The organism is Telluria sp. AC161 (genome assembly GCF_979258535.1).
In genome coordinates, this window is sequence record NZ_OZ409861.1 from 4,664,257 (window position 1) to 4,689,831 (window position 25,575).

21 protein-coding genes and 1 riboswitch are annotated in these 25,575 nt (G+C 64.7%); of the genes, 12 read left to right on the top strand and 9 right to left on the bottom strand.

From position 1 onward, the window contains the following. Positions 1–19 precede the first annotated feature (19 nt). The 4 genes from xerC to ACZ0AJ_RS20810 form a co-directional block, all read right to left on the bottom strand. On the bottom strand, positions 20–970 hold the full coding sequence (gene xerC, locus ACZ0AJ_RS20795; RefSeq protein ID WP_183554529.1) for a tyrosine recombinase XerC: 951 nt from the start codon (positions 968–970) through the stop codon (positions 20–22). Between the two features lie 5 nt (positions 971–975). Beyond that, positions 976–1,641 carry a DUF484 family protein gene (locus tag ACZ0AJ_RS20800; RefSeq protein ID WP_499456338.1) on the bottom strand — a complete coding sequence of 222 codons (666 nt, stop codon included), beginning with the start codon at positions 1,639–1,641 and terminating at the stop codon, positions 976–978. A gap of 107 nt (positions 1,642–1,748) precedes the next feature. Then, a complete protein-coding gene (locus ACZ0AJ_RS20805; RefSeq protein ID WP_499456339.1) occupies positions 1,749–3,029 on the bottom strand; it encodes a porin in 1,281 nt (426 codons plus the stop codon). A gap of 206 nt (positions 3,030–3,235) precedes the next feature. Further along, on the bottom strand, positions 3,236–4,285 hold the full coding sequence (locus ACZ0AJ_RS20810) for a porin (RefSeq protein WP_499456340.1): 1,050 nt from the start codon (positions 4,283–4,285) through the stop codon (positions 3,236–3,238). Positions 4,286–4,768: 483 nt separating this feature from the next. Here ACZ0AJ_RS20810 and ACZ0AJ_RS20815 point away from each other — a divergent pair, with 483 nt between their 5' ends. After that, a complete protein-coding gene (locus tag ACZ0AJ_RS20815; protein WP_499456341.1) occupies positions 4,769–6,421 on the top strand; it encodes a tetratricopeptide repeat protein in 1,653 nt (550 codons plus the stop codon). A 51-nt stretch (positions 6,422–6,472) separates the two neighbouring features. Here ACZ0AJ_RS20815 and dapF read toward each other — a convergent pair whose 3' ends face one another. From dapF to ACZ0AJ_RS20830, 3 genes are read right to left on the bottom strand one after another with little or no spacing between them, the layout of a single operon-like run. Next, the gene (gene dapF / locus ACZ0AJ_RS20820) at positions 6,473–7,324 is read right to left on the bottom strand and encodes a diaminopimelate epimerase (RefSeq protein WP_499456342.1); all 852 of its coding nucleotides are present in this window, start codon (positions 7,322–7,324) and stop codon (positions 6,473–6,475) included. Between the two features lie 4 nt (positions 7,325–7,328). Further along, positions 7,329–8,192, bottom strand: a complete 864-nt coding sequence (locus ACZ0AJ_RS20825; protein WP_499456343.1) for an LpxL/LpxP family acyltransferase — start codon at positions 8,190–8,192, stop codon at positions 7,329–7,331. After that, positions 8,189–9,040 carry a lysophospholipid acyltransferase family protein gene (locus tag ACZ0AJ_RS20830; protein ID WP_183554515.1) on the bottom strand — a complete coding sequence of 284 codons (852 nt, stop codon included), beginning with the start codon at positions 9,038–9,040 and terminating at the stop codon, positions 8,189–8,191. Before ACZ0AJ_RS20830 ends, ACZ0AJ_RS20825 begins: the two co-directional genes overlap by 4 nt. Before the next feature lie 184 nt (positions 9,041–9,224). Between ACZ0AJ_RS20830 and metK the strand changes: the two genes are divergently transcribed. The 5 genes from metK to metF all read left to right on the top strand — a co-directional run bounded on the left by metK (position 9,225) and on the right by metF (position 13,987). Further along, positions 9,225–10,391, top strand: a complete 1,167-nt coding sequence (gene metK / locus ACZ0AJ_RS20835; protein WP_183554512.1) for a methionine adenosyltransferase — start codon at positions 9,225–9,227, stop codon at positions 10,389–10,391. A gap of 96 nt (positions 10,392–10,487) precedes the next feature. Next, positions 10,488–11,111, top strand: coding sequence for a glutathione S-transferase family protein (locus tag ACZ0AJ_RS20840; protein ID WP_499456344.1), 624 nt, complete (start codon positions 10,488–10,490; stop codon positions 11,109–11,111). Positions 11,112–11,207: 96 nt separating this feature from the next. After that, positions 11,208–11,280: riboswitch (S-adenosyl-L-homocysteine riboswitch) on the top strand. Between the two features lie 29 nt (positions 11,281–11,309). Continuing rightward, positions 11,310–12,722 carry an adenosylhomocysteinase gene (gene ahcY, locus ACZ0AJ_RS20845; protein WP_499456345.1) on the top strand — a complete coding sequence of 471 codons (1,413 nt, stop codon included), beginning with the start codon at positions 11,310–11,312 and terminating at the stop codon, positions 12,720–12,722. A 91-nt stretch (positions 12,723–12,813) separates the two neighbouring features. After that, positions 12,814–13,170, top strand: a complete 357-nt coding sequence (locus tag ACZ0AJ_RS20850; protein ID WP_332531946.1) for a phage holin family protein — start codon at positions 12,814–12,816, stop codon at positions 13,168–13,170. Continuing rightward, on the top strand, positions 13,157–13,987 hold the full coding sequence (metF, locus tag ACZ0AJ_RS20855) for a methylenetetrahydrofolate reductase [NAD(P)H] (protein ID WP_183554502.1): 831 nt from the start codon (positions 13,157–13,159) through the stop codon (positions 13,985–13,987). The genes ACZ0AJ_RS20850 and metF overlap by 14 nt, the downstream gene beginning before the upstream one ends. Positions 13,988–14,135: 148 nt before the next feature. On the opposite strand, the gene ACZ0AJ_RS20860 is transcribed toward metF, so the two are convergent. Continuing rightward, positions 14,136–14,741, bottom strand: coding sequence for a 5-formyltetrahydrofolate cyclo-ligase (locus ACZ0AJ_RS20860; protein WP_499456346.1), 606 nt, complete (start codon positions 14,739–14,741; stop codon positions 14,136–14,138). A gap of 32 nt (positions 14,742–14,773) precedes the next feature. Between ACZ0AJ_RS20860 and ACZ0AJ_RS20865 the strand changes: the two genes are divergently transcribed. The 5 genes from ACZ0AJ_RS20865 (at position 14,774) to ACZ0AJ_RS20885 (ending at position 21,223) form a co-directional block, all read left to right on the top strand. Continuing rightward, positions 14,774–16,798 (top strand): lytic transglycosylase domain-containing protein, encoded by a 2,025-nt coding sequence (locus ACZ0AJ_RS20865; protein WP_499456347.1) that lies wholly within the window; start codon positions 14,774–14,776, stop codon positions 16,796–16,798. A gap of 150 nt (positions 16,799–16,948) precedes the next feature. Next, positions 16,949–17,665 (top strand): glutathione S-transferase family protein, encoded by a 717-nt coding sequence (locus ACZ0AJ_RS20870; RefSeq protein WP_183554496.1) that lies wholly within the window; start codon positions 16,949–16,951, stop codon positions 17,663–17,665. A gap of 4 nt (positions 17,666–17,669) precedes the next feature. After that, positions 17,670–18,767, top strand: a complete 1,098-nt coding sequence (locus ACZ0AJ_RS20875; RefSeq protein WP_499456348.1) for a multifunctional CCA addition/repair protein — start codon at positions 17,670–17,672, stop codon at positions 18,765–18,767. A gap of 110 nt (positions 18,768–18,877) precedes the next feature. After that, positions 18,878–20,524: a diguanylate cyclase gene (locus ACZ0AJ_RS20880; RefSeq protein ID WP_499456349.1), complete on the top strand. Its 1,647-nt coding sequence runs from the start codon at positions 18,878–18,880 to the stop codon at positions 20,522–20,524. A 48-nt stretch (positions 20,525–20,572) separates the two neighbouring features. After that, positions 20,573–21,223: a GNAT family N-acetyltransferase gene (locus ACZ0AJ_RS20885; protein ID WP_499456350.1), complete on the top strand. Its 651-nt coding sequence runs from the start codon at positions 20,573–20,575 to the stop codon at positions 21,221–21,223. A 61-nt stretch (positions 21,224–21,284) separates the two neighbouring features. On the opposite strand, the gene ACZ0AJ_RS20890 is transcribed toward ACZ0AJ_RS20885, so the two are convergent. Further along, on the bottom strand, positions 21,285–21,794 hold the full coding sequence (locus tag ACZ0AJ_RS20890) for an Lrp/AsnC family transcriptional regulator (protein ID WP_183554481.1): 510 nt from the start codon (positions 21,792–21,794) through the stop codon (positions 21,285–21,287). Positions 21,795–21,983: 189 nt separating this feature from the next. Here ACZ0AJ_RS20890 and ACZ0AJ_RS20895 point away from each other — a divergent pair, with 189 nt between their 5' ends. Next, positions 21,984–25,553 carry an indolepyruvate ferredoxin oxidoreductase family protein gene (locus ACZ0AJ_RS20895; RefSeq protein WP_499456351.1) on the top strand — a complete coding sequence of 1,190 codons (3,570 nt, stop codon included), beginning with the start codon at positions 21,984–21,986 and terminating at the stop codon, positions 25,551–25,553. The last annotated feature ends 22 nt before the right edge of the window (positions 25,554–25,575 follow it).

Below are 25,575 nucleotides of genomic sequence, written 5' to 3' on the forward strand. Positions count from 1 at the left end.
GGGCGCGGTTCGGTCGGCTTCAGGACTCCGGCTTGGCTTTCGCCCGCGGGTGCGCCGCGTCATACACTTTGGACAGGTGCTGAAAGTCCAGGGCCGTATAGATTTGCGTGGACGTGATGCTGGCGTGGCCCAGCAGCTCCTGCACTGCGCGCAGGTCGCCCGACGATTGCAGCAGGTGCGACGCAAATGAATGGCGCAGCACGTGCGGGTGCACGTGCACCGGCGTGCCGGCGCGCAGCGCGTGCTGCTTCAGGCGGGTTTGCACGACGCGCGGCGTGATGCGGGTGTCGCGCGCCGACAAAAACAGCGCGGCGCCCCCGTCGCGGGCGGCAGGGCGCACCGCGAGCCAGCGCGCCAGCGCCTCGCGCGCCGGCCCGCCGACCGGCACCCGGCGCATCTTGTTGCCTTTGCCGGTCACCACCACTTCGCCCGCCTGCAGGTCGAGCCAGCCCAGCGAGCCCGGCTGACCGCCACGCGCATCCTGCCAGGCTACGTCCAGACCTGCCAGTTCCGACACGCGCAGCCCGCTCGAATACAGCAGCTCGAACATCGCGTGATTGCACAGCTCGAACGGCTCCAGGTGGCCGCGCTGGTTTGCTTCCATCAATTGCACGGCATCGTCGACCGCGAGCGCCTTCGGCAGGCTCTGCGCGCGCTTGGGGGCGCGCACACCGTCGACCGGATTGGCGGCAAGCGTCGTCTGGTGCGACAGCCATTCATAGAAGCCGCGCCAGCCCGAGAGCTTGCGCGCAATGGAGCGCGCGGACTGGCCACCGGCATGCAGCTTGCCGGCAAAGCGGCGGATGTCGGCGTGCACCAGCCGGGCCCAGTCGCTGTGGCCGGCCAGCTCCGCGAGCTCGGCCAGGTCGCGCCGGTAGGCCGCGATCGTGTGTGGCGACAACTGGCGCTGGGTGGCCAGTTCGCCGAGGTAGCGCGCGGCCCAGTCGGTTGGCGGCTCGCGCGTGTCCATGCCGGTCAAGCGCGCAGCGGCGCCAGGGCGGTGGTGGCGGTGGCAGCGATGTGGACCAGGAAATCGGTCGCCATCGCGGTGGTGAAACGCGCCGGATCGGGCGAACCGAGCACCAGGAGGCCAAAGCTCTGGCCCGGCGCGCCGAGCGGCAGCATCACCGTCGAGCGGATCGATTCGGCGTCGTCCAGCCAGCGCACCGCTTCGAAATCATTGTTCGGACCGCAATATGGCGCGCGCAGGCTGTTGGCGAAGATACGTGCGTCGTCCGAGACATTGCTGGCAAACCAGGCATCGGCATGTTCCGGGGCCACATGCCACAGGCGCAAGGTCACTTGCGGCACGGTGAAGTGGGTGCGCAAGCCCTCGGTCAGGTCGCGCGCCATCGCGGCGCCGCCTTTCGAGACCAGGAGGGCCTGGGTCCAGGCGTGAAAGCGGTTGGCGATGCCGGCGTTTTCTTCGGCGCGGCGCGACAGGTCGGACAGGCGCAATTCAAGCGCGCGGTACTTGTCGCGCATGACTTCCATCTGGCGTTCCTGGAGCGACACGGTGCGGCCGGTCAGCGGACTCGACAGTTTCACTTCGCCCAGCAAGCCGGCTTGCTCCTGGAAGAACTCCGGGTGATCGGTCAGGTATTGCGCAACAGTGCTGGCGTCCAGTGGTGCAGTGCTCATGGGGAATAGGGTATTGAAATGGATCGGATCATTTTAACCGACGCTGGGCGTTGCACCGGAGAACAAAAAAGACGCCCGCAGGCGTCTTTGCGTGAACGCGGGTGCGGTCAGAAGCGGTGACGGATACCCAGCTGCAAGGCGCGGCCATCGGCGCCCGGCGCTTCGGTAAAGCCGCCCGGATTGCCTGACGTGCCTGGCGAATACTGGGCTTCGTTGTCGTTCTTGATGAACGCCAACGCCGTGTACAGGTCGGTACGCTTGGACAGGTAGTAGTTGTAGCCCAGCGCGTACAGGTTGGCATCGCTGTTGGATGCGGTGCGGTCGTTCTGGTGCGCGTACGACGCGACGACGCGGCCATTGCCGATCTTGTAGTGGAGGCCGACCTGATAGCTGTTGGCGTCCTGCTTGGTGTTGGCCGAAATCGCGTTGGCAAAGATGCCGCGCAGGGCCAGCTGGTTTGGCAGTGGAATGCCTTGCGCGGTCAGCGCCGGTGCCACGGCTTGATCCCAGCCATTCAGATAGTCGGGGATCAACGCCGAGTTCTCGTTGCGCTGGCTGTGGAAGCCAGCGAAGAATTTCCAGCTCTCGCCCAGCGCGTAAGAGCCGCCAACGGTCAGCGTGCGCAGGCTTGGCCGGTTCTGCTGGTCATAACCATGGTTGTAGCCGACGCCGACATCGAAACCGTTGGCTTTGTACGTCAGCGCGCCGGCGCGGAACTTGTTGTAGCGGCCGAGGTAACCCGAATTGCGCGCGCCGTACATCACAGAGCCGCCCAGGCCGTTCGGTAACGCAATGCGGTACTGGATGGCTTCCTGCGAGCGGATGTCCGCGCCCAGTGCGGTAAAGCCGGCGGTGCCGCCCGTGACGTGGCCCCAGGTGCCGGCGGTGCCCGATTCAAACGCATCGGCCATATTGAACACTTCGTAACCCGGCGTGTACATGCGGCCCAGCAGTACGGCGCCGATCGGGGTGATCAGGCCGACCATCGAAGTACGGTCGAACAGGGCTTTTTCCTGGTTGACGGCAGGGCCGCCCGGCGGCTGGATGGCCGCTTGCAGACGGTCGCGGATCGCGACCGGGATGCGCTCCATGCCGCGCAGCAGGTAGCGGCCCGGATTGTCGTTCATCAGGGTTGGCTGCTGCGAACCGGTGTCGAGTTCGACGCGGGCTTCAAGATTGAAAATCGCCTTGTAGCCATTGCCCAAGTCTTCGGAGCCGCGCAGGCCAAGGCGCGAACCGTCGGCGCCGCCGCTGTAGATCTTGGTCGGGCCGCCTTTTTGCCACATCACGCCGGCATCGGCAATGCCGTAGATCTGGACGCTGGTCTGGGCCAGAGCGGTGCTTGCGAAGGTCGCGCCGAGCAGGGCGGCGATAAGGCATTTTTTCATGGTGTCTCCATATTATTTTCTTGTCGCGTGGCATGGGCCCGCCACGCAAATATGCCATTGCCTTGCTGCACTGTACAGAACGCTCGTTCGGATGGGGCCTGGGGGTGCGTTGTCGTTGTGAAAAGGCTACAAAGCGTTGCAAAACGACAAAGGAGGGCACCGTTGCCGGTGCCCTCCTTCGAGAGGTTGCGGTCCGCCGCAGTGGTTCAGAACGTGTGGTGAATGCCGATGTCGTACTGGTTGATCGTGCCCGGGGCGGTCGGGACGCCTTTTTTGCGCGACACGTCAAAATACAGGTAGGTGCGCTTGGACAGGCTGTACTCGTAGCCCAGCGACAGTTGCTTGACCTTCTCCAGGCCATCGGTGTCCTTCTGACCATAGCCAGCGAGGAACTTCCCGGGACCGACCGTGTAATTCGCGCCCACGACCCACGAACTGGTGTCGGTATTGAACAGGCGCGTATTGTCCTCGTCGAGCCGGGTGAACGTGCCCATCAGCTTGAGCTCGGGCGTCGGGCTGACCGATGCGCCGATCGACCAGACCTTCGATTCGACGGCATTGCGCTCATACGCCGCCATCAGCGCAGCCGGACCGTTGTTGTAGGTGCCGGAGATGGAGAACGGATTGGTCGAAGCTTCAGTACCGGCCGCATACTGCGGCGCCGCTGCACTGCCGCGGCCGATGATGGCAACGGCGCCATTGTTTTCTTTGGTGGCGAGCGCCGTGTTGAGCTGGAAGCCGTTCACGACCGGCGAGTTGTACCAGACCGCGTTCGACCAGCGGTTGGCGGTGGAACCGACCGGGTCGAGGGGCTGCGAGCTGTAGCCGGCCACGCTCAGATCGGTATAAAAGCCGCCCGCGGTTTCGATGGCGTGGAATGGCTCGAAGGCGCCGATGGTTTCGTGGAACGGGGTCAGGCCGCGGCCGATGCGCAGCATGCCAAAGTCGCCCTGCAGGCCGACGCGGCTCTGGCCCTGGAACAACCGGCGTCCATCGCCATCGGGGCCGATTTCGGCGCTGCCGGTGTCCGGCTCGTAACGGGTTTCAAGTTGGAACAGGGCCTTGAGGCCATTGCCCAGCTCTTCGGTGCCCTTGAAGCCCAGGGTGTTGGCCGAGCGCTTGCCGATGCTGACGTTCTGGCTGCTGCGTTTGACGATGCCGGCATCGAGGTTGCCGTAGACCTGTACTGACGTCTGCGCATGGGCCGCACCGGCGCAAGCGCCAAGCAGTGCGACAGCCAGGAGAGAGGTCTTCATCGGGGTAATCCTGTCAATAAAGTGAACACGTACATCTGGAGCGTTGAGACCTGGCTGAACGCGCGATACGTGCACCTTAAATCTTTCAAACGTCAAGACTAGCTAATCCGTCAATTATCGGGGGGCCGCCGCGCTCCTTGCCAATAAATCGAACCGTGCTGTTGTATTTTTGAAACGACTGTCAAAAATCGGGGTAGTGCAGCACCTGTCGACGGGGCAACCCGACGTTGCCGGCCTCGGCCTGACCGTTTGTCTTGCGAATATCCGAAACAGTTTCATCTGATTCGTGCTGTTTTGTGACCTCTCAATCGGCTCCGGAATCCAATCGAATCGCCATCTGCCACGGCGTAGACTTTGGCCTCGTTCGCACAGCAGCGCCGCATGGTGCCGATAGCTTGTATATTTGCAACTTCCACGTTGCCGCTGTGTGTCGCAAGCACACTTTCCATGGCTTTCACGTCATGTCTTTCACGTATTCCAACGATGGCTAACCGCGAAGAACTGGCAATCATCCGCAATGCCCGTGCCGGCCAGGTGGCGGCCCAGCTCGCGCTGGGCAAGCTGTACCTGTTTGGCAGCAGCAGCTTGCCGCAAAGCCTTCCTACCGCGCTGCACTGGCTGGAGCGCGCGGCGCGACAAGATTGTCCGCCAGCGTGGCAATTGATCGGCAACCATATCCCGTTTGAACTGGCGCAGCGCGATGCAGCAGGCGTGTCGCAATGGTACGAACGCGCGTATGACGATGGTAGCGTGCATGCCGGTCTCGTGTTTGCGCAACTGGTGCTCGATCCCCTGGCGCCGGCCGCGCAGCAGCAGCGGCAGCCGAAAGCCGTGCGTGCGCTCGAAGACGCCGCGCGGGCTGGTTTTTCGCATGCCCAGGTGCTATTGACCCGGCAACACGAGCAGGCCGCCAGCAGGGCGGCGGCCACGCCGGCCATGGCGGCGCGTACGCCGGCGGTGCAGGGTGCGCTGCATGGCGCACGACTCTCGCCCGCGCAATCCGCCGCCATGGCGCAGCATGCCGGCCTCGACGCGCTGTGGTTCGCGCGGCGCTGGGCCGACTATCTGCGCATGGCGTTGCCGCAGGCGCGGGCGCTGGTCGATGAACACGGCGAACCGGGCGAACTGCGCCGGTTCGCGCCGGATGAGATCACGCTGCTGTCGCGCTGCGCGCGTCTAATGGATCCTGCGCTCGGTGGGGTTCATGGAGTCGGTGACGTTGGTGACGTTGGTGACGTTGGTGATGCGGCCGGCGCCGCGCCGGCGCCCTGCGATCCCGGTGAGCTGGCCATCTTCTGGGAACTGGCTGCCGCCGAACACGATCCCCATGCGCAACTGGCGCTAGGCCTGCGCTCGGCCCGCATGCGGGTGGATGGCCGGCGCATCGGCAGTGGCGATGCGCATGCCGCGCACGTGGCCAATTTCAAACGGGCGATCCGTTGGCTGACACTGGCGGGCGAGCAGGGGCTGGCCGAGGCGTGGTACGCGCTGTCGCGTATCTGTATCAAGCCAGAATTCTCGCAACGTAACGTGGCCGATGCCCAGCGCTACCTCGAACGCGCGGCCGAGATGGGATATCGCGACGCCCAGCTCGAATGCGGCCACAATGCCTGGCGCGCGCGCCGCGAAAACGAGAACAACGACGTGCGGGCCGTGTACTGGCTGCAAAAGGCGGCGCAGCAAGATGCGCCCGATGCAGCCGGCCTGCTGCACAAGATCGCGCCGCGCTTCTACACCACGCCGTACACCGACACGGGCGCCTTGCTGGCGCTGCACGCCGGGGCGCTGGCAACGCATCCGCTGCTGGCGGCGCGCCTCGAACTGGCGCAGCTGTTCAACCTGTCGCGCCCCGAAGCCCTGCTGCTCGATGTGGTCGCCGCCGACCAGGGCCACTGCCTGGTCATCGATATCCGGGCCAGTTACGGGCGCAGCAAGCGGCGGTTGGTGATGGTGGCGCCAGGGCCCGAGCGCCAGGCGCTCGACCGCATCGTGCGCCTGTTCGAGCCGGTCGATTGTGGCCCGGCCGGGCCGGAAGGCAATTACCGCCAGCGCCTGTACCGGCTGCGCACGCTGCTCAACATCGCGCAGCCTGACAGCGACGACGGGGCCGGGACCGACGTCGAATTGGCGGCCTGACGCGCGTGTCGTTCAATCAAGGCACGGCCGCCTGACTTGGCGGCATCAGTCTCAGATCTCGACTTCGCCTTCAAACACCGACACGGCCGGCCCGCTCAGATACACCGGCTGGCCCGGCCCGGCCCAGGCGATGCTGAGTTCGCCGCCACGGGCCGAGACGCGCACCGGCGAATCGAGCAGGCTGCGCCGGATGCCGGCCACGACCGCGGCGCAGGCGCCGGTGCCGCAGGCCAGCGTCTCGCCCGCGCCGCGCTCGAACACGCGCAGACGGATATGGTGCCGGTCGATTACCTGCAGATAGCCGGCATTGACGCGTTTCGGAAAACGCACATGGCGCTCGATCAGCGGACCGGTTTCTTCTACCGGCGCCGCATCGACATCATCGACCACCTGCACCGCATGCGGATTGCCCATCGACACGACCGACACGAAGACGGTCTCATCGCCGACCGGCAATGGCCAAAGCGTGTCGTCGCCCTGCGCCATGCCCGCCAGGCCGGTCGCGTCGAACGGCACGTCGGTCGGCACGAGGCGCGGCGCGCCCATGTCGACCGTGACGCTGCCGTCGTCTTCCAGGCGCGGGCTGATGATCCCGGACATGGTCTGCACGCGGATGCTGCGCGCCTGTGTCAGCCCCTTGTCGACGACAAAGCGCACGAAGGCGCGCGAGCCGTTGCCGCACTGCTCGACCTCGCCGCCATCGTTGTTGAAGATGCGATAGCGAAAGTCCACCCCCGCGTCAGTCGGGCGTTCCACGACCAGGATCTGGTCGGCGCCGATGCCGAAGCGGCGGTCGGCCAGGCGGCGCCATTGATCGATGCTCAGGTCGACTTGCTGGTTGATCGCATCGACGACGATGAAGTCGTTGCCGGCGCCGTGCATCTTGGTGAATTTCAGTTTCATGGCTTCAATCGTACAGCGAAGGTTCACCCGGCGGCCGGGTTTTAAAACGTTTGTGGGTCCAGAAGTATTGTTCCGGCGCCTCGCGCACGCGCTCTTCGATAAAAGCGTTCATGCGGCGGGTCGCTTCGACCATATCGTCGCCCGGGTAGTTTTCCCAGGCCGGATAAAAGCGCACGCGCCAGCCCTGGTAATTCGGCAGGTAGGTAGCAATCACGGGGATGACCTTGGCGCCGGTCGTGCCGGCAATCCGGCCCAGCGCGGTCAGCGTCGCGGCCGGCACGCCGAAGAATGGCACGAACTCGGCATCCTTTTCGCCGAAGTCCATGTCGGGCAGCATGAAGTAGGGCAGGCCATCGCGCAGCGCGCGCAGGATCGGCTTGATGCCTTCCTTGCGCGTGACCAGGCGTACCGGGCCGTAGCGTTCGCGGCCATGGCGCAGCAGGCGATCGAAGTCTTCGTTTTTTTGCGGCACGTACATGCTGCACACGGGAATCACACGGGCGCCGATACCGGCCACGTCCAGGCACACGAAGTGCGGACACAGCAAAATCGTCGGGCCGTCCTGCATGGCGGCCAGCGGCACCGATGGTTCGATCTGGATCAGGCTGCGCACGCGCTCTTCCGGCGCCCACCACAGGATCGAGCGCTCGAAGATGCTGCGGGCGTAAGCGCGGAAATGCTGCTTGGCGATCGTGCGGCGCGCGCGCTCATCGAGCTCGGGCAGGCACAGGCGCAGATTGGTCAGCGCGATCTTGCGGCGCTTGCCCAGGATCACGAACATCAGGCTGCCGATCGCTTCGCCGAAGCGGCCCAGAATGGGCAACGGCAAGAAATGCAGCAACCACATAAATCCCAGCAAGACCTTCATGGTGCGGCCTCGCTGTCCGGACCCGCTACGCCGTCCGGCTGCTTGTAGCGGTTATAGCTCCAGAAATACTGGGCTGGCGCGCGGGCGATCAGTTGCTCCATCGCGCGGTTGATGGCCGCTGCCTGCTCGGCACCCGTGCCGGACAGGTCGCCATCGAACTCGACGAAGCGCACGATGTAGCCGGCGCCGTGCGGACGGCGCTCGGCATACACCAGCAGGATGTCAGCTTTACCAAGCTGGGCCAGCTTGGCCGGCAGCGTCATCGTGTAGGCATTGCGGCCGAAAAAGGGCGCCCAGACGCCTTCGCCTTCCTGTGGCACCTGGTCTGGCAGCAAGCCGATCGGTTGGCCGCCCTTGAGCGTCTTGGCCAGGATGCGCACGCCCGACAGATTGGCCGGCGCCAGATGCAGGTTATGGCGCGCACGGGCGCCTTCGACCAGTGGCTTCAATGCGCTCTTGCGCGGCGGGCGATACATGACGGTCAAGGCCGTGCGCAGCGCGATTTGCTGCGCCGTCATTTCAAAGCAGCCCAGGTGTGGCGTAAGAAAGACAATCCCGCGACCGGCGTCGAGCCGGGCCTGAACCAGGTCCCAATTCTCTACCGTGGCATGCCTGGCAACCCGCTGCGGGTTGGCGCACCAGACGAATGCAAGCTCGATCGCGGCCTTGCCGGCCTCGGCGACGGCCGCGCGCCAGTGGGCGTCATAGCCGGCCTGCGCCAGGTTGGCACGCAGGCGCTTGCGATACGATGGCGACAGGCCATACACCAGCCAACCCATCGCCGCGCCCAGGGCGTGCAGGAGTGGCAAGGGAAAAACGGAAAGTATCCGGAAAAGTACAACTAGCATGTCGATTGTTGGGTAGCGGACGCCACGCGCGTTTCCACACCAAAATTCCAAGGAAGCGTAAAATACCACTTTATGCTGGATCCGCCGAGTTAACAGACAACTTGCGAAGCGGAATATAAATGTCGCTAAAGCGTCGCAGGCTCAGTTTGCTGCGGCAGAATTATGACCCGTAACAGGAGCCTTCATGTCGAACGACTACCTCTTTACCTCTGAATCCGTTTCCGAAGGCCACCCAGACAAGGTGGCTGACCAGATTTCCGACGCCATCCTCGATGCGATCCTGACCGAGGATCCAACCGCCCGCGTCGCTGCAGAAACGCTGTGCAATACCGGCCTCGTCGTTCTCGCCGGTGAAATCACCACCCACGCCAACGTCGACTATATCAAGGTCGCACGTGACACCATCAAGCGCATCGGCTACGACAATACCGATTTCGGCATCGACTACAAGGGTTGCGCTGTCATGGTCTGCTATGACAAGCAGTCGCCGGACATCGCCCAGGGCGTCGACGAAGGCAAGGGCATCGACCTCGACCAGGGCGCCGGTGACCAGGGCCTGATGTTCGGCTACGCGTGCGATGAAACGCCAGAGCTGATGCCAGCTGCCATTTACTACGCGCACCGCCTGGTCGAGCGCCAGTCGCAGCTGCGCAAGGATGGCCGCCTGCCATGGCTGCGCCCGGACGCCAAGTCGCAAGTCACGCTGCGCTACGTCAATGGTCGCCCGGTGGCCGTCGACACCGTCGTGCTCTCGACCCAGCATCATCCTGACGTCACGCACGCGCAGATCGAAGAAGCCGTCATCGAAGAAATCATCAAGACCACGCTGCCGCGCGAGTGGCTCAAGGAAACGCGTTTCCTGGTCAACCCGACCGGTCGCTTTGTCATCGGCGGCCCGCAGGGCGATTGCGGCCTGACCGGCCGCAAGATCATCGTCGACACCTACGGCGGCGCAGCCCCGCACGGCGGCGGCGCGTTCTCGGGCAAGGATCCTACCAAGGTTGACCGTTCGGCTGCGTACGCGGCCCGCTACGTGGCGAAGAACATTGTCGCCGCCGGCCTGGCGCGCCAGTGCCAGGTGCAGGTCAGCTACGCCATCGGCGTGGCGCGTCCGATCAATATCACCGTGTACACCGAAGGCACCGGCGTGATCCCGGACGACAAGATCGCAGCGCTCGTCAACGAGCACTTCGACCTGCGCCCGAAAGGCATCGTCCAGATGCTCGACCTGCTGCGTCCGATCTACACCAAGACCGCCGCCTATGGCCACTTCGGCCGCGAAGAGCCGGAATTCACGTGGGAACGCACCGACAAGGCAGCCGAACTGCGCGCAGCCGCCGGCATCGCATAAGTTCCTGGCGCGCCGACCGCGACCGTACATCCAACCCCAAAAATTGCCCTGCAGTTTTTGGGGTTTTTTCATGCCCAACAGGGTGGAAGGAACATCATGCTGAAAATTCTCGGAAAAGCTGCTTCGCTCAACGTGCGCAAGGTCTTGTGGACCTGCAGCGAACTGGACATTCCGTTCAAGCGCGAAGACTGGGGCGCAGGCTTTCAGTCGCCCCAGCAGGAAGCCTTTCTTGCGCTCAACCCGAACGCGACGGTGCCGGTCATCGTCGATGGCGACTTCGTGCTGTGGGAATCGAACGCGATTTGCCGCTATCTGTGCGCCAACAGCGCCGAACAGCACCTGCTGCCGCCCACGCCGCGCGCTCGCGCGCTGGTCGAGCAATGGATGGACTGGCAAGCCACCGAATTGAACAATGCCTGGCGCTATGCGTTCATGGGACTGGTGCGGAGCAGCCCGGCGCACCGCGATCCGGATCAGATCGCAGCGAGTATCGCCAGCTGGCACCGGCATATCGGCATTCTCGAGCGCCAGCTGATCACCACCGGCGCCTACGTGACGGGCGCGCAATTCTCGCTGGCGGACGTCGTACTCGGCTTGTGCGTCAACCGCTGGCTGCTCACGCCGATGGAGCGGCCGCACTATCCGGCCGTGCTCGCTTACATGGAACGCCTGAATGAACGTTCAGGATTCCGGACGTTCGGCGCCAACGGCGAGCCGTGAATGTTGAACAGTCGGCCGTTGCTGTCGGGTCACGCCGTGTCCCGATGCTCGGCCAGGCAAGCATATCCATGGCGGATCAGGCGTGCTAAACTACTCCGTTCCGAGGAGCGTTGCGACTGAAAGACTCCTTTCAGCCAGGCTCGGATATCAGCAACTGCGCTCACGTTACTTTTTTCTAATCATTGAAAGGAGGGCGTGATGAACGCCGTACTCAAAGAAACTGCCGACTATCTGGTCGCCGACATTTCCCTGGCCGCCTGGGGCGAAAAAGAAATCCGCATCGCTGAAACCGAGATGCCGGGTCTCATGGCCATCCAGGAAGAATACGCTGCCACGCAACCGCTCAAGGGCGCGCGCATTGCCGGCTCGCTGCACATGACGATCCAGACCGCCGTGCTGATCCGCACGCTGGAAGCCCTGGGCGCCACCGTGCGCTGGGCATCGTGCAACATCTACTCGACGCAAGACCACGCTGCCGCGGCCATCGCCTCGGTCGGCACCCCAGTGTTCGCCGTCAAGGGCGAAACCCTGGACGAATACTGGGAATACACCCACCGCATCTTCGAATGGCCAGGCGACAGCCACGCCAACATGATCCTGGACGATGGCGGCGATGCAACCCTGCTGCTGCACCTGGGCGTGCGCGCTGAAACCGACATCTCGGTGCTCGACAAGCCGGGTTCGGAAGAAGAAATCTCCCTGTTCAACGCGATCAAGGGCCGTCTGGCGCGTGATCCGAAGTGGTACTCGAAGCGCCTGCCAGAAATCAAGGGCGTGACCGAAGAAACCACGACCGGCGTGCACCGCCTATACCAGATGCACCAGGAAGGCAAGCTGGCTTTCCCGGCCATCAACGTCAATGACTCGGTCACCAAGTCGAAGTTCGACAACCTTTACGGTTGCCGCGAATCGCTGGTTGACGGCATCAAGCGCGCGACCGACGTCATGATCGCCGGTAAAGTTGCTGTGATCGCCGGTTACGGTGACGTCGGCAAGGGCTCGGCCCAGGCCATGCGCGCTCTGTCGGCACAGGTGTGGGTCACCGAAATCGATCCGATCTGTGCACTGCAGGCGGCGATGGAAGGCTACCGCGTCGTGACGATGGATTACGCCTGCGAACACGGCGACATCTTCGTGACTTGCACCGGCAACTACCACGTCATCACCGAGCAGCACATGCTCAAGATGAAAGACCAGGCCATCGTCTGCAATATCGGTCACTTCGACAACGAAATCGAAGTTGCCGCGCTCAAGAAATATGAGTGGGACAACATCAAGCCGCAGGTCGACCACGTCATCTTCCCTGATGGCAAGCGCATCATCCTGCTGGCCGAAGGCCGCCTGGTGAACCTGGGTTGCGGTACGGGTCACCCGTCGTACGTGATGAGCTCGTCGTTTGCAAACCAGACGATCGCCCAGATCGAACTGTTCATGAACACCGAGCAGTATCCGGTGGGCGTGTACACGCTGCCGAAGAAGCTGGACGAAAAAGTTGCGCGCCTGCAACTGCGCAAGCTGAATGCCCAGCTGACCACGCTGACCGACGAGCAAGCCAAGTACATCACGGTGAGCCAGGACGGTCCGTACAAGCCGGAACACTACCGTTATTAATCAGTCCTGGACTGTGCACTAGCTGTTCCGTTGTTCTGTGAAACGCCTTTCGGGGCGTTTCGTTTATCCAAATCCACGAAAGTCTGTAACGATGCGCCTGTTAATCACCTGGCTGATCAATGCCGCGGCCCTGATGGCCCTGCCTTACCTGATGCACTCCGTCGAAGTTTCGAGCGTCGGCACCGCCCTGATTGCGGCGCTGGTGCTGGGCCTGGTCAATACGCTGATCCGGCCCGTGCTGGTGCTGTTGACGCTGCCAGTGACGCTGCTCTCGATGGGCCTGTTCATCCTGGTCATCAATGCTGTGCTGTTCTGGCTGGTGGCGAACGTGGTGGGTGGCTTTGAAGTGGCCGGTTTCTGGTCGGCCTTCCTGGCAGCCATCCTGTACAGCATCATTTCGTGGGCGCTCTCTTCCTTGCTTCTCTCCGACAAAGATGGAAACTCCTGATTTCAGTATCGAGTTCTTCCCGCCCAAGACGCCGGAAGGCGCCGAGAAACTGCGCGTGACGCGGGCCAAGCTGGCCGAGTTGCAGCCCAGGTATTTTTCGGTGACGTTCGGCGCCGGCGGCAGTACCCAGCAGGGTACGCTGCAGACGGTGCAGGAGATCCAGGCCGCCGGCCACGAAGCCGCGCCGCACCTGTCGTGCGTGGGCGCCACGCGCGAGTCGATCCGCGCCGTCCTCAAGCAGTACCAGGACAGCGGCATCCGGCGCATCGTGGCGCTGCGCGGCGATTTGCCAAGCGGTTACGGCGGCGCCGGCGAATTGCGTTATGCCAGCGACCTGGTCGAATTCATTCGCCAGGAAACCGGCGACTGGTTCCGCATCGAAGTGGCGGCCTATCCCGAAATGCACCCGCAGGCACGTTCGCCGCAGGACGACCTGCAAGCGTTCGCGCGCAAGGTGAGCGCTGGCGCTGACGCCGCCATTACCCAGTACTTCTACAATGCCGACGCGTATTTTTCGTTCGTCGACAATGTGCGCAAGCTGGGCGTGACGGTGCCGATCGTGGCCGGCATCATGCCGATCACGAACTACATGCAGCTGATGCGGTTCTCGGACATGTGCGGCGCGGAGATTCCACGCTGGGTGCGTCTCAAGCTGGCCAGCTTCGGCGACGACAGCGCATCGATCAAGGCCTTTGGCCTGGATGTCGTCACTGGCCTGTGCGAAAAGCTGCTGGCCGGCGGCGCGCCGGGGCTGCATTTCTACAGCATGAACCAGGCAGTGCCGACGACGGCGATCTGGCAGCGGCTCAGGCCTTGAGCGGTTGCGCCAATGTGATTTGAACGCGTGGGCGGCGGAGCCGACCACCCTACGCATGATTGTGGCTTAAAGCGACGTAGGGTGGACCGGGACGCGCAGTCGGCTTGCCGTCCACGCGTTCAACCCACGTTCGATATGCCCGGTTACATCACGCTTCGGTAATCACCCGATCAAGCGGCACATCGTGCGCGTCGCCGACAAATTCGACCAACTGGCACGCATATGCGATGCCCGCCGTGCTCGGGCGCGGCTCGGGCGCCAGCGTCCGGTCATAAAATCCGCCGCCATACCCCACGCGATACCCCAACGCATTGAATCCCAGGCACGGCACCAGCAATGCCGGCGGCCGCGTCACCATGCGCAAGTCGGCCGGCACCGCCACACCCATCCGGTCGGCTACGGTCGGCTCGCCCGGCAACCACTCGGCAAATTCCAGCGCTGCATGGCGCGCCACGACCACGGGGAGCGCCAGTCGTACGCCTGCCGCCGCCATTTCCGCGTACGCTGCGCCCAGGTCCGGCTCGCCCGCGAGCGGCCAGTAGACGGCCAGCGAGGCGTGGGGATTGGCCTGCCACCATGTTAGCACCCGCGCGCCGATGCGCGCGTCCCACGCGGCCTTGTCGGCTGGATCGAGCGCACGCCGCCGGGCCTTGAGTGTGTCGCGCAACAACGCCTTGTGTTGATGTGGTTGCTGTAGAGCACTTGTGTCTGGGTGCGGCACGGAGGCGCGTGGTATTCTTGGTTCGCCGGTCATGGTTTCAATGCAGCGTATTGTGAGAGTGGTGGATGTTTCAATCGAAATTGTCTGTCGGCGTGTTGCCGGCTGCTATTGCCCTTGTTCTGAGTCTGGCGTTCGCGCCAGGCGCAGTGGCCCAGGAAGACCCGGAAGCACCCGCGCCCGAGGTAGCACTGTCCCCCGTTCCGGCGGGTGCGCCCACCGTGGCGGGCGCCGCCAGCCGCGCCGACGACGACAACTTCATGTTGCTGCGCGAAGCGGCGCGCCAGAACGACGAAGCGCGGGCCAACGCCATCGCGTCACGCTTGCCGGTGACCAATTATCTGCTGGCGTCCTACGTTGACTATTATCGTCTGAAACCGCGCCTGCGCGATGCCATCCAGGACGAGGTGCTGCAAGTGCTGCGGCGCCACGAAGGCACGGCGGTGGCCGAGCAGCTGCGCGCCGAATGGCTGATGGAGCTGGGCAAGCGCCGCGAATGGAATACCTTCGAACGCGAAGCGGGTACGCTGGCCCAGTCCGGCAGCCTGCCGATCCGCTGCTACGCGCTGCTGGCCAGGGCCGAGCGCGGAGAGCGCGTCGCCGACGAAGCGCGCGCACTCCTGAAAACCCCGGCCGGCTATGGCGACGCCTGCGGCGCCCTGATCGCGCAACTGGTGGCCAATGGCCAGTTCACCGAAGCCGACCTGCTCACGCAACTGCGCCTGGCGGGCCTGGACAATGCCAGCGGCCCGGCGCGGCGCGCTGCCGTCTTGCTTGGTTTACCCGAAACCCGCGCCACCCAGGCAGTCGACCTGCCTGCCGTGGCCATGGCGCGCGGGATCGGCAACAGCCGCGCCGAGCGCGAGCTGTACCTGGTTGCCGTGGGCCGCATGGCGCGCACCACGCTGCGCCTGGCTGTGGCTGGCCTGGAAAAAAACAGCGCCCAACTGACGGCCGAAGAACGCGCGATCGGCTGGGCCAATGTGGCGCTGGCCGCCTCGATCGTGCTGGCGCCCGAAGCGCACGCGTATTGGGACCGTGCGAATGGTGCGCCATTGAGCGACTTCCAGATGCAGTGGAAGACGCGCATGGCGCTGCGCCGCGGCGACTGGAAAACCGTGCGCGCCACCATTGAAACCATGCCGCCGGCCTTGCGCGCCGACTCGACCTGGGTCTACTGGCTCGGGCGCGCGCACCAGGGCGAAGGGCGCCCGGCCGAGGCGCGCGCGCAGTGGCAGAGCATCGCTGGCCAGACCACCTTCTATACCCAGCTGGCGCAAGAAGAACTGGGCAACCAGGTCGTCGCGCCGCCCCCGATCGCCCCGATCACGGCCGCCGAACTGGCCCAGGCCACGGCGAATCAGAGTCTGCAACGGGCCATCAAATTCTACGATCTGCGCCTGCGCGCCGAAGGCAACCGCGAATGGAGCTGGGGTCTGCGCAATCTGTCCGAGCGTCAGTTGCTGGCCGCCGCCGAGCTGGCGCGCCGCAACGAGCTGCTCGACCGCATGGTCGAGACGTCGCTGCGCACGCGCACTGAACTGAGCTACGACCAGCGCTTCCCGGCGCCGCACCTCGACGTATTGCGGCCCACGGCCCAGGGCCTGAGTCTCGACAAGGCCTGGGTGTATGGCCTGATCCGGCAAGAGTCGCGCTTCATCCGCGATGCGCGCTCGGGCGTGGGCGCATCGGGCCTGATGCAGGTGATGCCTGCTACCGGCAAGTGGGTGGCAGCCAAGATTGGCCTGAATAACTTTGTCACCAGCATGCTCAACGACCTGCACGTGAATATCACGCTGGGCGCCAACTACATGACGATGGTGCTGAACAATTTTGAAGGCTCGCAAGTGCTGGCCACGGCCGCCTATAACGCCGGCCCGAGCCGTTCGCGCACCTGGCGCAGCCGGCTCGACGCGCCGATGGAAGGAGCGATCTTCGTCGAGACCATTCCGTTCACCGAAACGCGCGGCTACGTGCGCAACGTGATGGCCAACGCCACCAATTATGCGTCGATCTTCGAGGGCAAGCCGCAGTCGCTCAAGGCGCGCCTGGGCACGATCACGCCGCGGCCCTCCACGTCCGTGCTGGACTGACGGGCTGACCAGGCCGCGGTTCGCCCCGTCGCCGGGCGAGCGCCTTGACAGCCGCGGCATTGGGCCGCAAGCTGATGTCGATTACCGCAGCCGTCCCGGGCTTCCAAGCGCCGCCCGGGACGCCCTTCGCCACGTACCCGACGAGACCCCATGCAGACCATCGAACGCGACCCGATTCTCACGCACACCCTGGACCAGACCCGCAGCCCCGGCTTGACGCTCATCATCGGCAACAAGAACCTGTCGTCATGGTCGATGCGCCCCTGGGTCGCGGCCATGGCCTTCGGGATTCCGTTCACTGAAATCAAGGTCCTGCTCGACCAGCCAGATACGTCCAACGAGATCGCCCGCTACTCGCACGCAGGCCGCGTCCCGGTGCTGCTGGCCGGCGAAATGACGGTGTGGGACAGCCTGGCGATCACCGAATACCTGGCCGAGCAGTTTCCTGACAAGCATATGTGGCCGCAGGACGTGGCGGCGCGCGCGCTGGCGCGCTCGATCGTGGCCGAGATGCACGCCGGCTTCGGCGAACTACGCAGCGCCATGCCGATGAATATCCAGGCCCGCCTGCCGGGCCGCGGCCGCACGCATGGCGCGCAGGCCGACATTGGCCGCGTCTGCGAAATCTGGGAAGACTGCCTGTCGCGCTTTGGCCATCACCAGTTCCTGTTCGGTGCGTTCTCGATTGCCGACGCGTTCTATGCGCCGATCGTGCTGCGTTTCCAGACCTATGGCGTGATGCTGGCGCCGGCGCTGCAAGCCTATTGCGAGCGCGTGCTGGCCCATCCGGCCGTGGCGCGCTGGGTGAACGAAGCGATGCTGGAAAACCACCCGACGCCGTTGCACGACGCCGATTTGCCGGAGTAAAGCGATGCGCAGTTATGTTGTCGGCGGCGCCGTGCGTGATGCGCTGCTCGGGCTGCCGGTCAAGGACCACGACCACGTGGTCGTGGGCGCCACGCCCGAACAGATGATCGAGGCCGGCTTTCGCGCCGTGGGCAAGGACTTCCCGGTCTTTCTGCACCCGAAGACGCAGGAGGAATACGCGCTGGCGCGCACCGAGCGCAAGACCGCGCCCGGCTACCACGGCTTCGTGTTCCATGCGGCGCCCGACGTCACGCTCGAACAGGACCTGGTGCGGCGCGACCTGACCATCAATGCGATGGCGCAGGGCGAAGATGGCGTCATCGTCGATCCGCTGGGCGGCCAGCGCGACCTGGAAGCGCGCCTGTTCCGCCACGTGTCCGATGCCTTTGCCGAAGACCCGGTGCGCATCCTGCGCGTCGCGCGCTTTGCCGCGCGCCTGCCCGAATTTAAGGTGGCGGGCGACACCAATGTCCTGATGCGCCAGATGGTCGAGGCAGGTGAGGTCGATGCCCTCGTGCCCGAGCGCGTCTGGCAAGAGCTGGCGCGTGGCCTGATGGAACGCCAGCCGTCGCGCATGCTGCTCGTGCTGGACGAGTGCGGCGCGCTGGCGCGCCTGTTGCCCGAACTCGATACGCAGCCGCACACGCTGCGCGTCATCGACACCGCCGCGCAGCAGGATCACCCGCTCGAAATCCGTTTCGCGGCCCTGATGCGCGACGTTGGTACGGCGGCCGTCGAGGCGGTGTCCAAGCGCTTGAAGGTGCCCAATGAATGCCGCGACCTGGCCCTGATGACGGCGCGCGAGCATGGCGTGCTCGCACAGGCACGCACACTCGATGCCGACGCGCTCGTCACGCTGTTCGAGCGCAGCGACGCCTTCCGCAAGAGCGCGCGCTTTGTCCAGATGTTGCTGGCCACGCGTTGTCACGCCAAAGATACTGAACACGATCCCGCAGGCGACTGGCTGCTGCAAGCGCTGGATGCAGCGCGCGGCGTGGATGCTGGCGCCGTGGCGGCGCGCTGCGACCAGCGCGACCGGATCGCCCAGGCCGTCCACATGGCGCGTGTAGAGGCAGTGGCTGCCATTTGTAATAAAGTGTGAAAAACCGCTCTGTAGAGCGTCACAGTTACATGTAGTTACACCCTGCGTACAGTGTGGGCCAGCGGTTTGTTATTCTTCCACATGGTCAATTGTTGCGTTGGAGAAAAACTATGTTCAGGATGCTGGTACGGCGGGTAGGGAGCTGGGTACGGCGCCGCCGCCTGTTATTGGCGAGCCTGGCCGTCGTATTGATGAGCGCGCTGCTGGTGTTTCTGTACACCCGCACCGAGGTGATCGACCCCGAAGTGCGCAGCAACGTCCTGCTCAACCTGCGCGAATTCGAAAAGCTCGACGCCGAATGGGACGCCAACCTGCTGCGCGCCCATACCGGCCGCGCCAGCGTCCGGCCCGACTTGAGTTCGCAACTGCCGCGCATGCGCATCCTGATGGCGCGCCTGGAACAAGCCGCGCCGCTCACCGGCAGCCGCGCCGCCACCGAAGCCTGCGCCGACCTGCGCACGGCGCTACGCAACAAGGAAATGCTGGTGGCCGAGTTCGCGCGGCACAATCCGCGCCTGCGCGCAGCGCTGCTGCACATGCCACCGGCCGTGGCCGACCTCAAGACCGAAATTTCCGGCATCGAAGGCGCGCTGGCGCCGGCCCAGTTCGTCGTGCGGCTCGACACGACCTTGAATGCGCTGCTGACTGACATCCTGCGCTACAACATCGCCCCATCGCCGGCGCTGGCCAACCGTATCGAAGAAATCCTGGGCAATGTCGCCGCCCAGGAGATCGCCTTTTCGCCGGCCGTCGTCGACAAGATGGACGCCGTGATCCTGAGCAGCCGCGTAATTCTCGAAAAGCGGCCGCTGGAAAACCTGCTCGAAGCGCAGATCGCCGCCGTCGGCAGCGACATCGTGCTCGACCGCCTGGAGCAGGAATTCGAGCGGTCGTTCACCACCGTGCTGCTCGAGCGCCAGCGTTTTCGCGGTTACCTGGCGGCGTATTCCGGCCTGTTGCTGGTGCTGCTGGCCTATGCCGGCGTGCGCCTGCGCCGCAGCTACCGCATCATCGGCGTCGTCAACCGCCGCCTGCAGGCGGCCAACGAAACGCTCGAGCAGCGCGTGGCCGAGCGCACCGCCGAGCTGCAGGCGCAGTCGGTCCAGCTCGAGCGCCTGGCCCAGCACGACAGCCTGACGGGCCTGATCAATTACCGGCAACTGACCCGCCTGCTCGAACGGGCGCTGGCCCGGGCCGACCGCCGCGACAGCGTCGTGGTGCTGATGTTCATCGACCTGGACGGCTTCAAGGCGGTCAACGATACCTGGGGCCATGCGACCGGCGACCTGGTGCTCAAGACCGTCGCGCGTCGCGTGCAGGCCAGACTGCGCGCCGAAGATGCGCTGGCGCGCCTGGGCGGCGATGAATTCGTTATCCTGCTCGAAGACGTGACGTCGCGCGATGGCGCGTTGCGCGTAGCGCGCCTGGTGCTGGCGGAAATCGAATCGATCACCGAGGCCGATGGTCATGCCATCAGGATCTCGGCCAGTATCGGCATCGCCAGCGCGCGCGGCCAGATGGGTGCAGCGCGTGGACAGGAAGCGTTGCTGGCTGAGGCCGACCAGGCCATGTACGCCGCCAAGCAGGCCGGCAAGGGCCGCTTCGTGGTCAGCGAGCACGCGCAGTGGCGCGACGAGGACGACCCGGCAGGGCTGGCGCCGGAGCAGGCACGGCGCGAGCGTCCGAAAGAGGGCGCTGCCGACAGCACTGGTACGGGCACAGGCACAAGCAAGGCAGACGCCGACCGGATCGGCTAAGATTTACGGGCGACATCGACTGGTTGTCGCGCACGGGAAGGTGGGAACATGCTGGACAATCCATTACGCCGCTGGTTACAGGGCTTGCGCGGCAAGAAGGGGCAGCCGCCGGTCCTGGTCAAGGAGTTGCACGAGCGCGACCGCCGCCGCGTGCTGCGCCATCTGCTGGCGCTCGACAAGGATGACCGCCTGCTGCGCTTTGGCAGCATGATGTCCGACGACGGCATCACGGCGTATGTCGGCAAGCTCGATTTCGAGCGCGACATCGTCTTTGGTGTCGTGAGCAATGTGTTCCAGCTGGTGGGCATGGGGCACCTGGCGTTCGCGCCGACCGAAGGGCGCACCGGCACGGCCAAGGCGCAGGTGGCCGAGTTCGGCGTGTCGGTGTCGGCCTCGGCGCGCGGGCAGGGCGTGGGCACGCGCCTGTTCCAGCGCGCGGCGATCCACTGCCGCAATTCGGACGTCGACACGCTCTATATGCAGTGCCTGACGTCCAACAAGACGATGATGCATATTGCAAAGAAAGCCGGGATGGTCGTCACGCGCGAATACGGCGAGGCCGACGCCCACCTTGAATTGCCACCGCCAAGCCCGGGCAGCGTGATGGCCGAGGCGTTGGAGGAGCAGTTCGCGGCGATCGACTACACGGTCAAGGCCAATACGCGGGCCGCCGTGAAGTTCTTCACGCCGAAAAAGTAAGCTATCTCGGTAGGGTGGACGGCTTGCCGTCCACGCGTTCAACGTCCGTCACTGCACCACTTCACACCAGCGGCATCGCCGTCGTTTCCTTGATCCGCTGCAGCGCAAAGCTCGACTTCACATCCAGCACGGCCGGATGCTTGAGCAGCGTGCCCATCATGAAGCGCGAGAAGTGGTCCATGTCGCCCACGTGCACGCGCAGCAAAAAGTCCATGTCGCCCGTCATCGCATAGCAGGCGACGACTTCGGGCCAGCTGCCCACCGACACCGCGAAATCGTTGCGCGGCGACGTCGCCGGCAAACCAGGCTGGCGCGTGGTGCTGGCCACTTCGCTGTGCTTTTCCAGCCGCACATTCACGTACGCCAGCAGGCCGAGGCCGATCTTGTCCGAATCGAGCAGCGCCACGTACTGGCGAATCACGCCCGCTTCTTCCAGCCGCTTGATGCGGCGCAGGCACGGCGACGGCGACAGGTTCACGCGCTCGGCCACATCCTGGTTCGACAACCGCCCATCGTTCTGCAAAATCTCCAGGATTTTGCGATCTGTTTTATCCAGCTCAATCTTTGACATACCTTCCCCACGTCCGTCTTTTGTATGGCAATTTTATTGCGCAATTCAAGAAGGAGGGGGAATTGTTTGGAATTTAATGCTGGGGGGGCAGGTCTATACTGGCGCAAGACGGGAGACCACTCCCGCCAAGAAGCGAGATGCAGGAAATGCACCGCTTACGGCAACCGCCACCAGTTTCTTGGAGACACAATGAACGCACCCCTGGACCGCGCCCACCTGGCGTCGCCGCCCGCATCCGCACCCGCACAAGACATCACGCTCGACGACAAATGGACGCTCGAGCGCGGCCGCGCCTTCATGACCGGCACGCAGGCGCTGATCCGCCTGCCGATGCTGCAGCGCGAGCGCGACGTCAAGGCCGGCCTGAACACGGCCGGCTACATCACCGGCTACCGCGGCTCGCCCGTCACCTCGGTCGATCAGACCGCGATGAAGGCCAAGGCGCACCTCGATGCGCACCACGTCAAGTTCCATCCCGGCATGAACGAAGACCTGGCGGCGACCGCTGTCTGGGGCACCCAGCAAACCAATCTGTACAAGGACGCGAAGTACGACGGCGTGTTCTCGATGTGGTACGGCAAGGGCCCGGGCGTCGACCGCTGCGGCGACGTGTTCAAGCACGGCAACAACGCCGGCTCGTCGCAATTTGGCGGCGTGCTGGTGCTGGCCGGCGACGACCACGCGGCCAAATCGTCGTCCACCGCGCACCAGTCCGACCATATCCTGACCCACTGCGGCATCCCGGTGCTGTACCCGTCGTCGGTGCAGGAATACATCGACTTCGGCCTGCACGCCTGGGCCATGAGCCGCTACACGGGCCTGTGGGTGTCGATGAAATGCGTCACCGACATCATCGAGTCAGGCGCCGTCGTCGACCTCGATCCGGACCGCGTACAAACGGTGATCCCGACCGACTTCCAGCTGCCAGAGGGCGGCCTGAACATCCGCTGGCCGGACGCCGTGCTGGACCAGGAAGTGCGGATGAGCAACCACAAATGGTATGCCGCGCTGGCCTATGCGCGCGCCAATAAGCTCAACCGCATCATCTGGGACAGCCCGCAGCCAAAGATTGGCATCATCACCGCCGGCAAGAGCTATCTGGACACGCGCCAGGCGCTGGCCGACCTCGGCATCGACGAGCAGGCTGCGCAGGACATTGGCCTGCGCCTGTACAAGGTCGGCATGACCTGGCCGCTCGAGGCCGAAGGCGTGCACGAGTTCGCACGGGGCCTCGATGAAATCCTGGTGGTCGAAGAAAAACGTCAGGTCATGGAATACGCGCTCAAGGAAGAGCTGTACAACCTGCCTGACGGCGAGCGGCCGCGCGTGGTCGGCAAGTTCGACGACACGGGCGAGTGGAGCAACAAGAACCGCATGGGCCATGGCGACTGGCTGCTGCCGGCCACGTACGAGCTGAATCCGGCGCAGATCGCGCGCGCCATTGCCTCGCGCATCGGGCACTACTGCGCCGGCCACCCGGTCGCCGAGCGCGTCGCTCAGCGCATCGCCTTCCTCGAAGCCAAAGAGCTGGTGCTGCGCAATATCCCGGCCAAGGCGAACCCGGAGACCGACCGCATCCCGTATTTCTGCTCGGGCTGCCCGCACAACAGCTCGACCAAGGTGCCGGAAGGCTCGCGCGCAATGGCCGGCATTGGCTGCCACTACATGGTGCTGTGGATGGACCGTGAAACGTCGACCTTCACGCACATGGGCGCAGAAGGCACGACCTGGATCGGCCAGTCACCGTTCACCGACGAGAAGCACGTGTTCGTCAATCTGGGCGACGGGACCTACTTCCACTCGGGCATCCTGGCGATCCGCGCTGCGGTGGCGGCCAAGGTCAACATCACCTACAAGATTCTCTACAACGACGCGGTCGCGATGACGGGTGGCCAGAACGTCGACGGTCCGCTCGACCCGGGCATGATCAGCCGCCAGATCGCGGCCGAAGGCGTGACCCCCATCATCGTCGTCACCGACGAGCCGGACAAATACCCGAGCGACTACGCCTGGGCGCCCGGCACCACGGTCCGCCACCGCTCCGAGCTGATGGACGTACAGCGCGAACTGCGCGAAATGCCCGGCGTGTCGGCCGTGATCTATGACCAGACCTGCGCCTCCGAGAAACGTCGGCGCCGGAAGAAAGGCGAATTCCCTGACCCGGCCAAGCGCGCCGTGATCAACGAAGCCGTCTGCGAAGGCTGCGGCGATTGCTCGGTGCAGTCCAACTGCCTGTCGGTCGAGCCGCTGGAAACCGAACTGGGCCGCAAGCGCCAGATCAACCAGTCATCGTGCAACAAGGATTATTCGTGCGTGTCGGGCTTCTGCCCGAGCTTCGTCACCGTCGAAGGCGGCGGCCTGAAAAAGTCGAAGAAGGCTGCTGCGTCCGACGCCGCGCCGCCTGTGCTGCCAGAGCCCGTCATTCCATCGGTTGCCACGCCATTCGGCATTCTCGTGGCCGGCGTGGGCGGTACCGGTGTCGTCACGGTCGGCCAGATCCTGGCGGTGGCCGCGCACGTCGAAGGCAAGGGCGCGATCGTCCTCGACCAGAGCGGCCTGGCCCAGAAGGGCGGCCCGGTGATGTCGCACGTGCGCCTGGCCGAACACCAGGCCGACCTGCACTCGACCCGCGTGGGCACCGGCAGCGCCGACCTCGTGATCGGCTGCGACCAGATCGTCACGGCCAGCCGCGATGCCTTGTCGCGCATGGGCGAAGGCCGTACCTGGGCCGCCGTCAATTCGAGCACCGCCACGACGGCGGCGTTCGTGAAGAACCCGGACTGGCAATTCCCGGCCGAAGGTTCGCGCGGCGCGATCGAGCAAGCCTGCGGCAAGGCCAACGTCGAATTCCTCGACGCCGGCAGCATCGCCACGGCGTTGCTGGGCGACGCGATCGCCACCAATATGTTCATGCTCGGCTATGCGTTCCAAAAGGGCCGCGTGCCGCTGCGCGAAGCCTCGCTACTCAAGGCCATCGAACTCAATGGCGTGTCGGTTGCGTTCAACAAGGCGGCCTTCAACTGGGGCCGCAGCGCCGGGCACGATCTGGCCGCCGTCAGCAAGTCGGCGATGCCGGCCAAGGTGATCGAGTTCAAGCGCATGCAGACGCTCGACGATGTCGTCAAGCGCCGGGTCGAGCTGCTCACGGCGTACCAGGACGCAGCGTATGCGGGGCAGTACACGGCGTTCGTCGAGCAGGTCAGGGCGCAGGAAGCGCGCCTGGGCAAGGGCACCCGCCTGTCGGAAGCCGTGGCCAAGTACCTGTACAAACTGATGGCGTACAAGGACGAGTACGAAGTCGCGCGGCTGCATACCGATCCGGCGTTCCGTGAAAAGATCGCCAATATGTTCGAAGGCGATATCACGCTCAAGTTCCACCTTGCCCCGCCGCTGCTGGCCAAGCACGACAAGGAAGGCCGCGCCATCAAGCAGGAGTTCGGCCCGTGGATGATGCGCGCGTTCGGCGTGCTGGCGAAGTTCAAAGGGCTGCGCGGCACCGCGTTCGACGTGTTCGGCTATACCGCCGAGCGCCGCGTTGAACGCGCCCTGATCGGCGAATACCGCGCGACGGTGGCGGCGCTGCTGCCCAAGCTCACGGAGGACAACCTGGCGCAGGCCGTGGCAGTGGCCAGCATTCCGGAAGACATCCGTGGCTACGGGCATGTGAAGGAACGGCACCTGAAAGCGGCGAAGGCGAAAGAAGCGGCGCTGCTGGCGGCATTCCATGCGCCGGTGGGCGCGGCGCCGCGCGCGGCTTGATGGTGTTTTGATCACGCCGGCG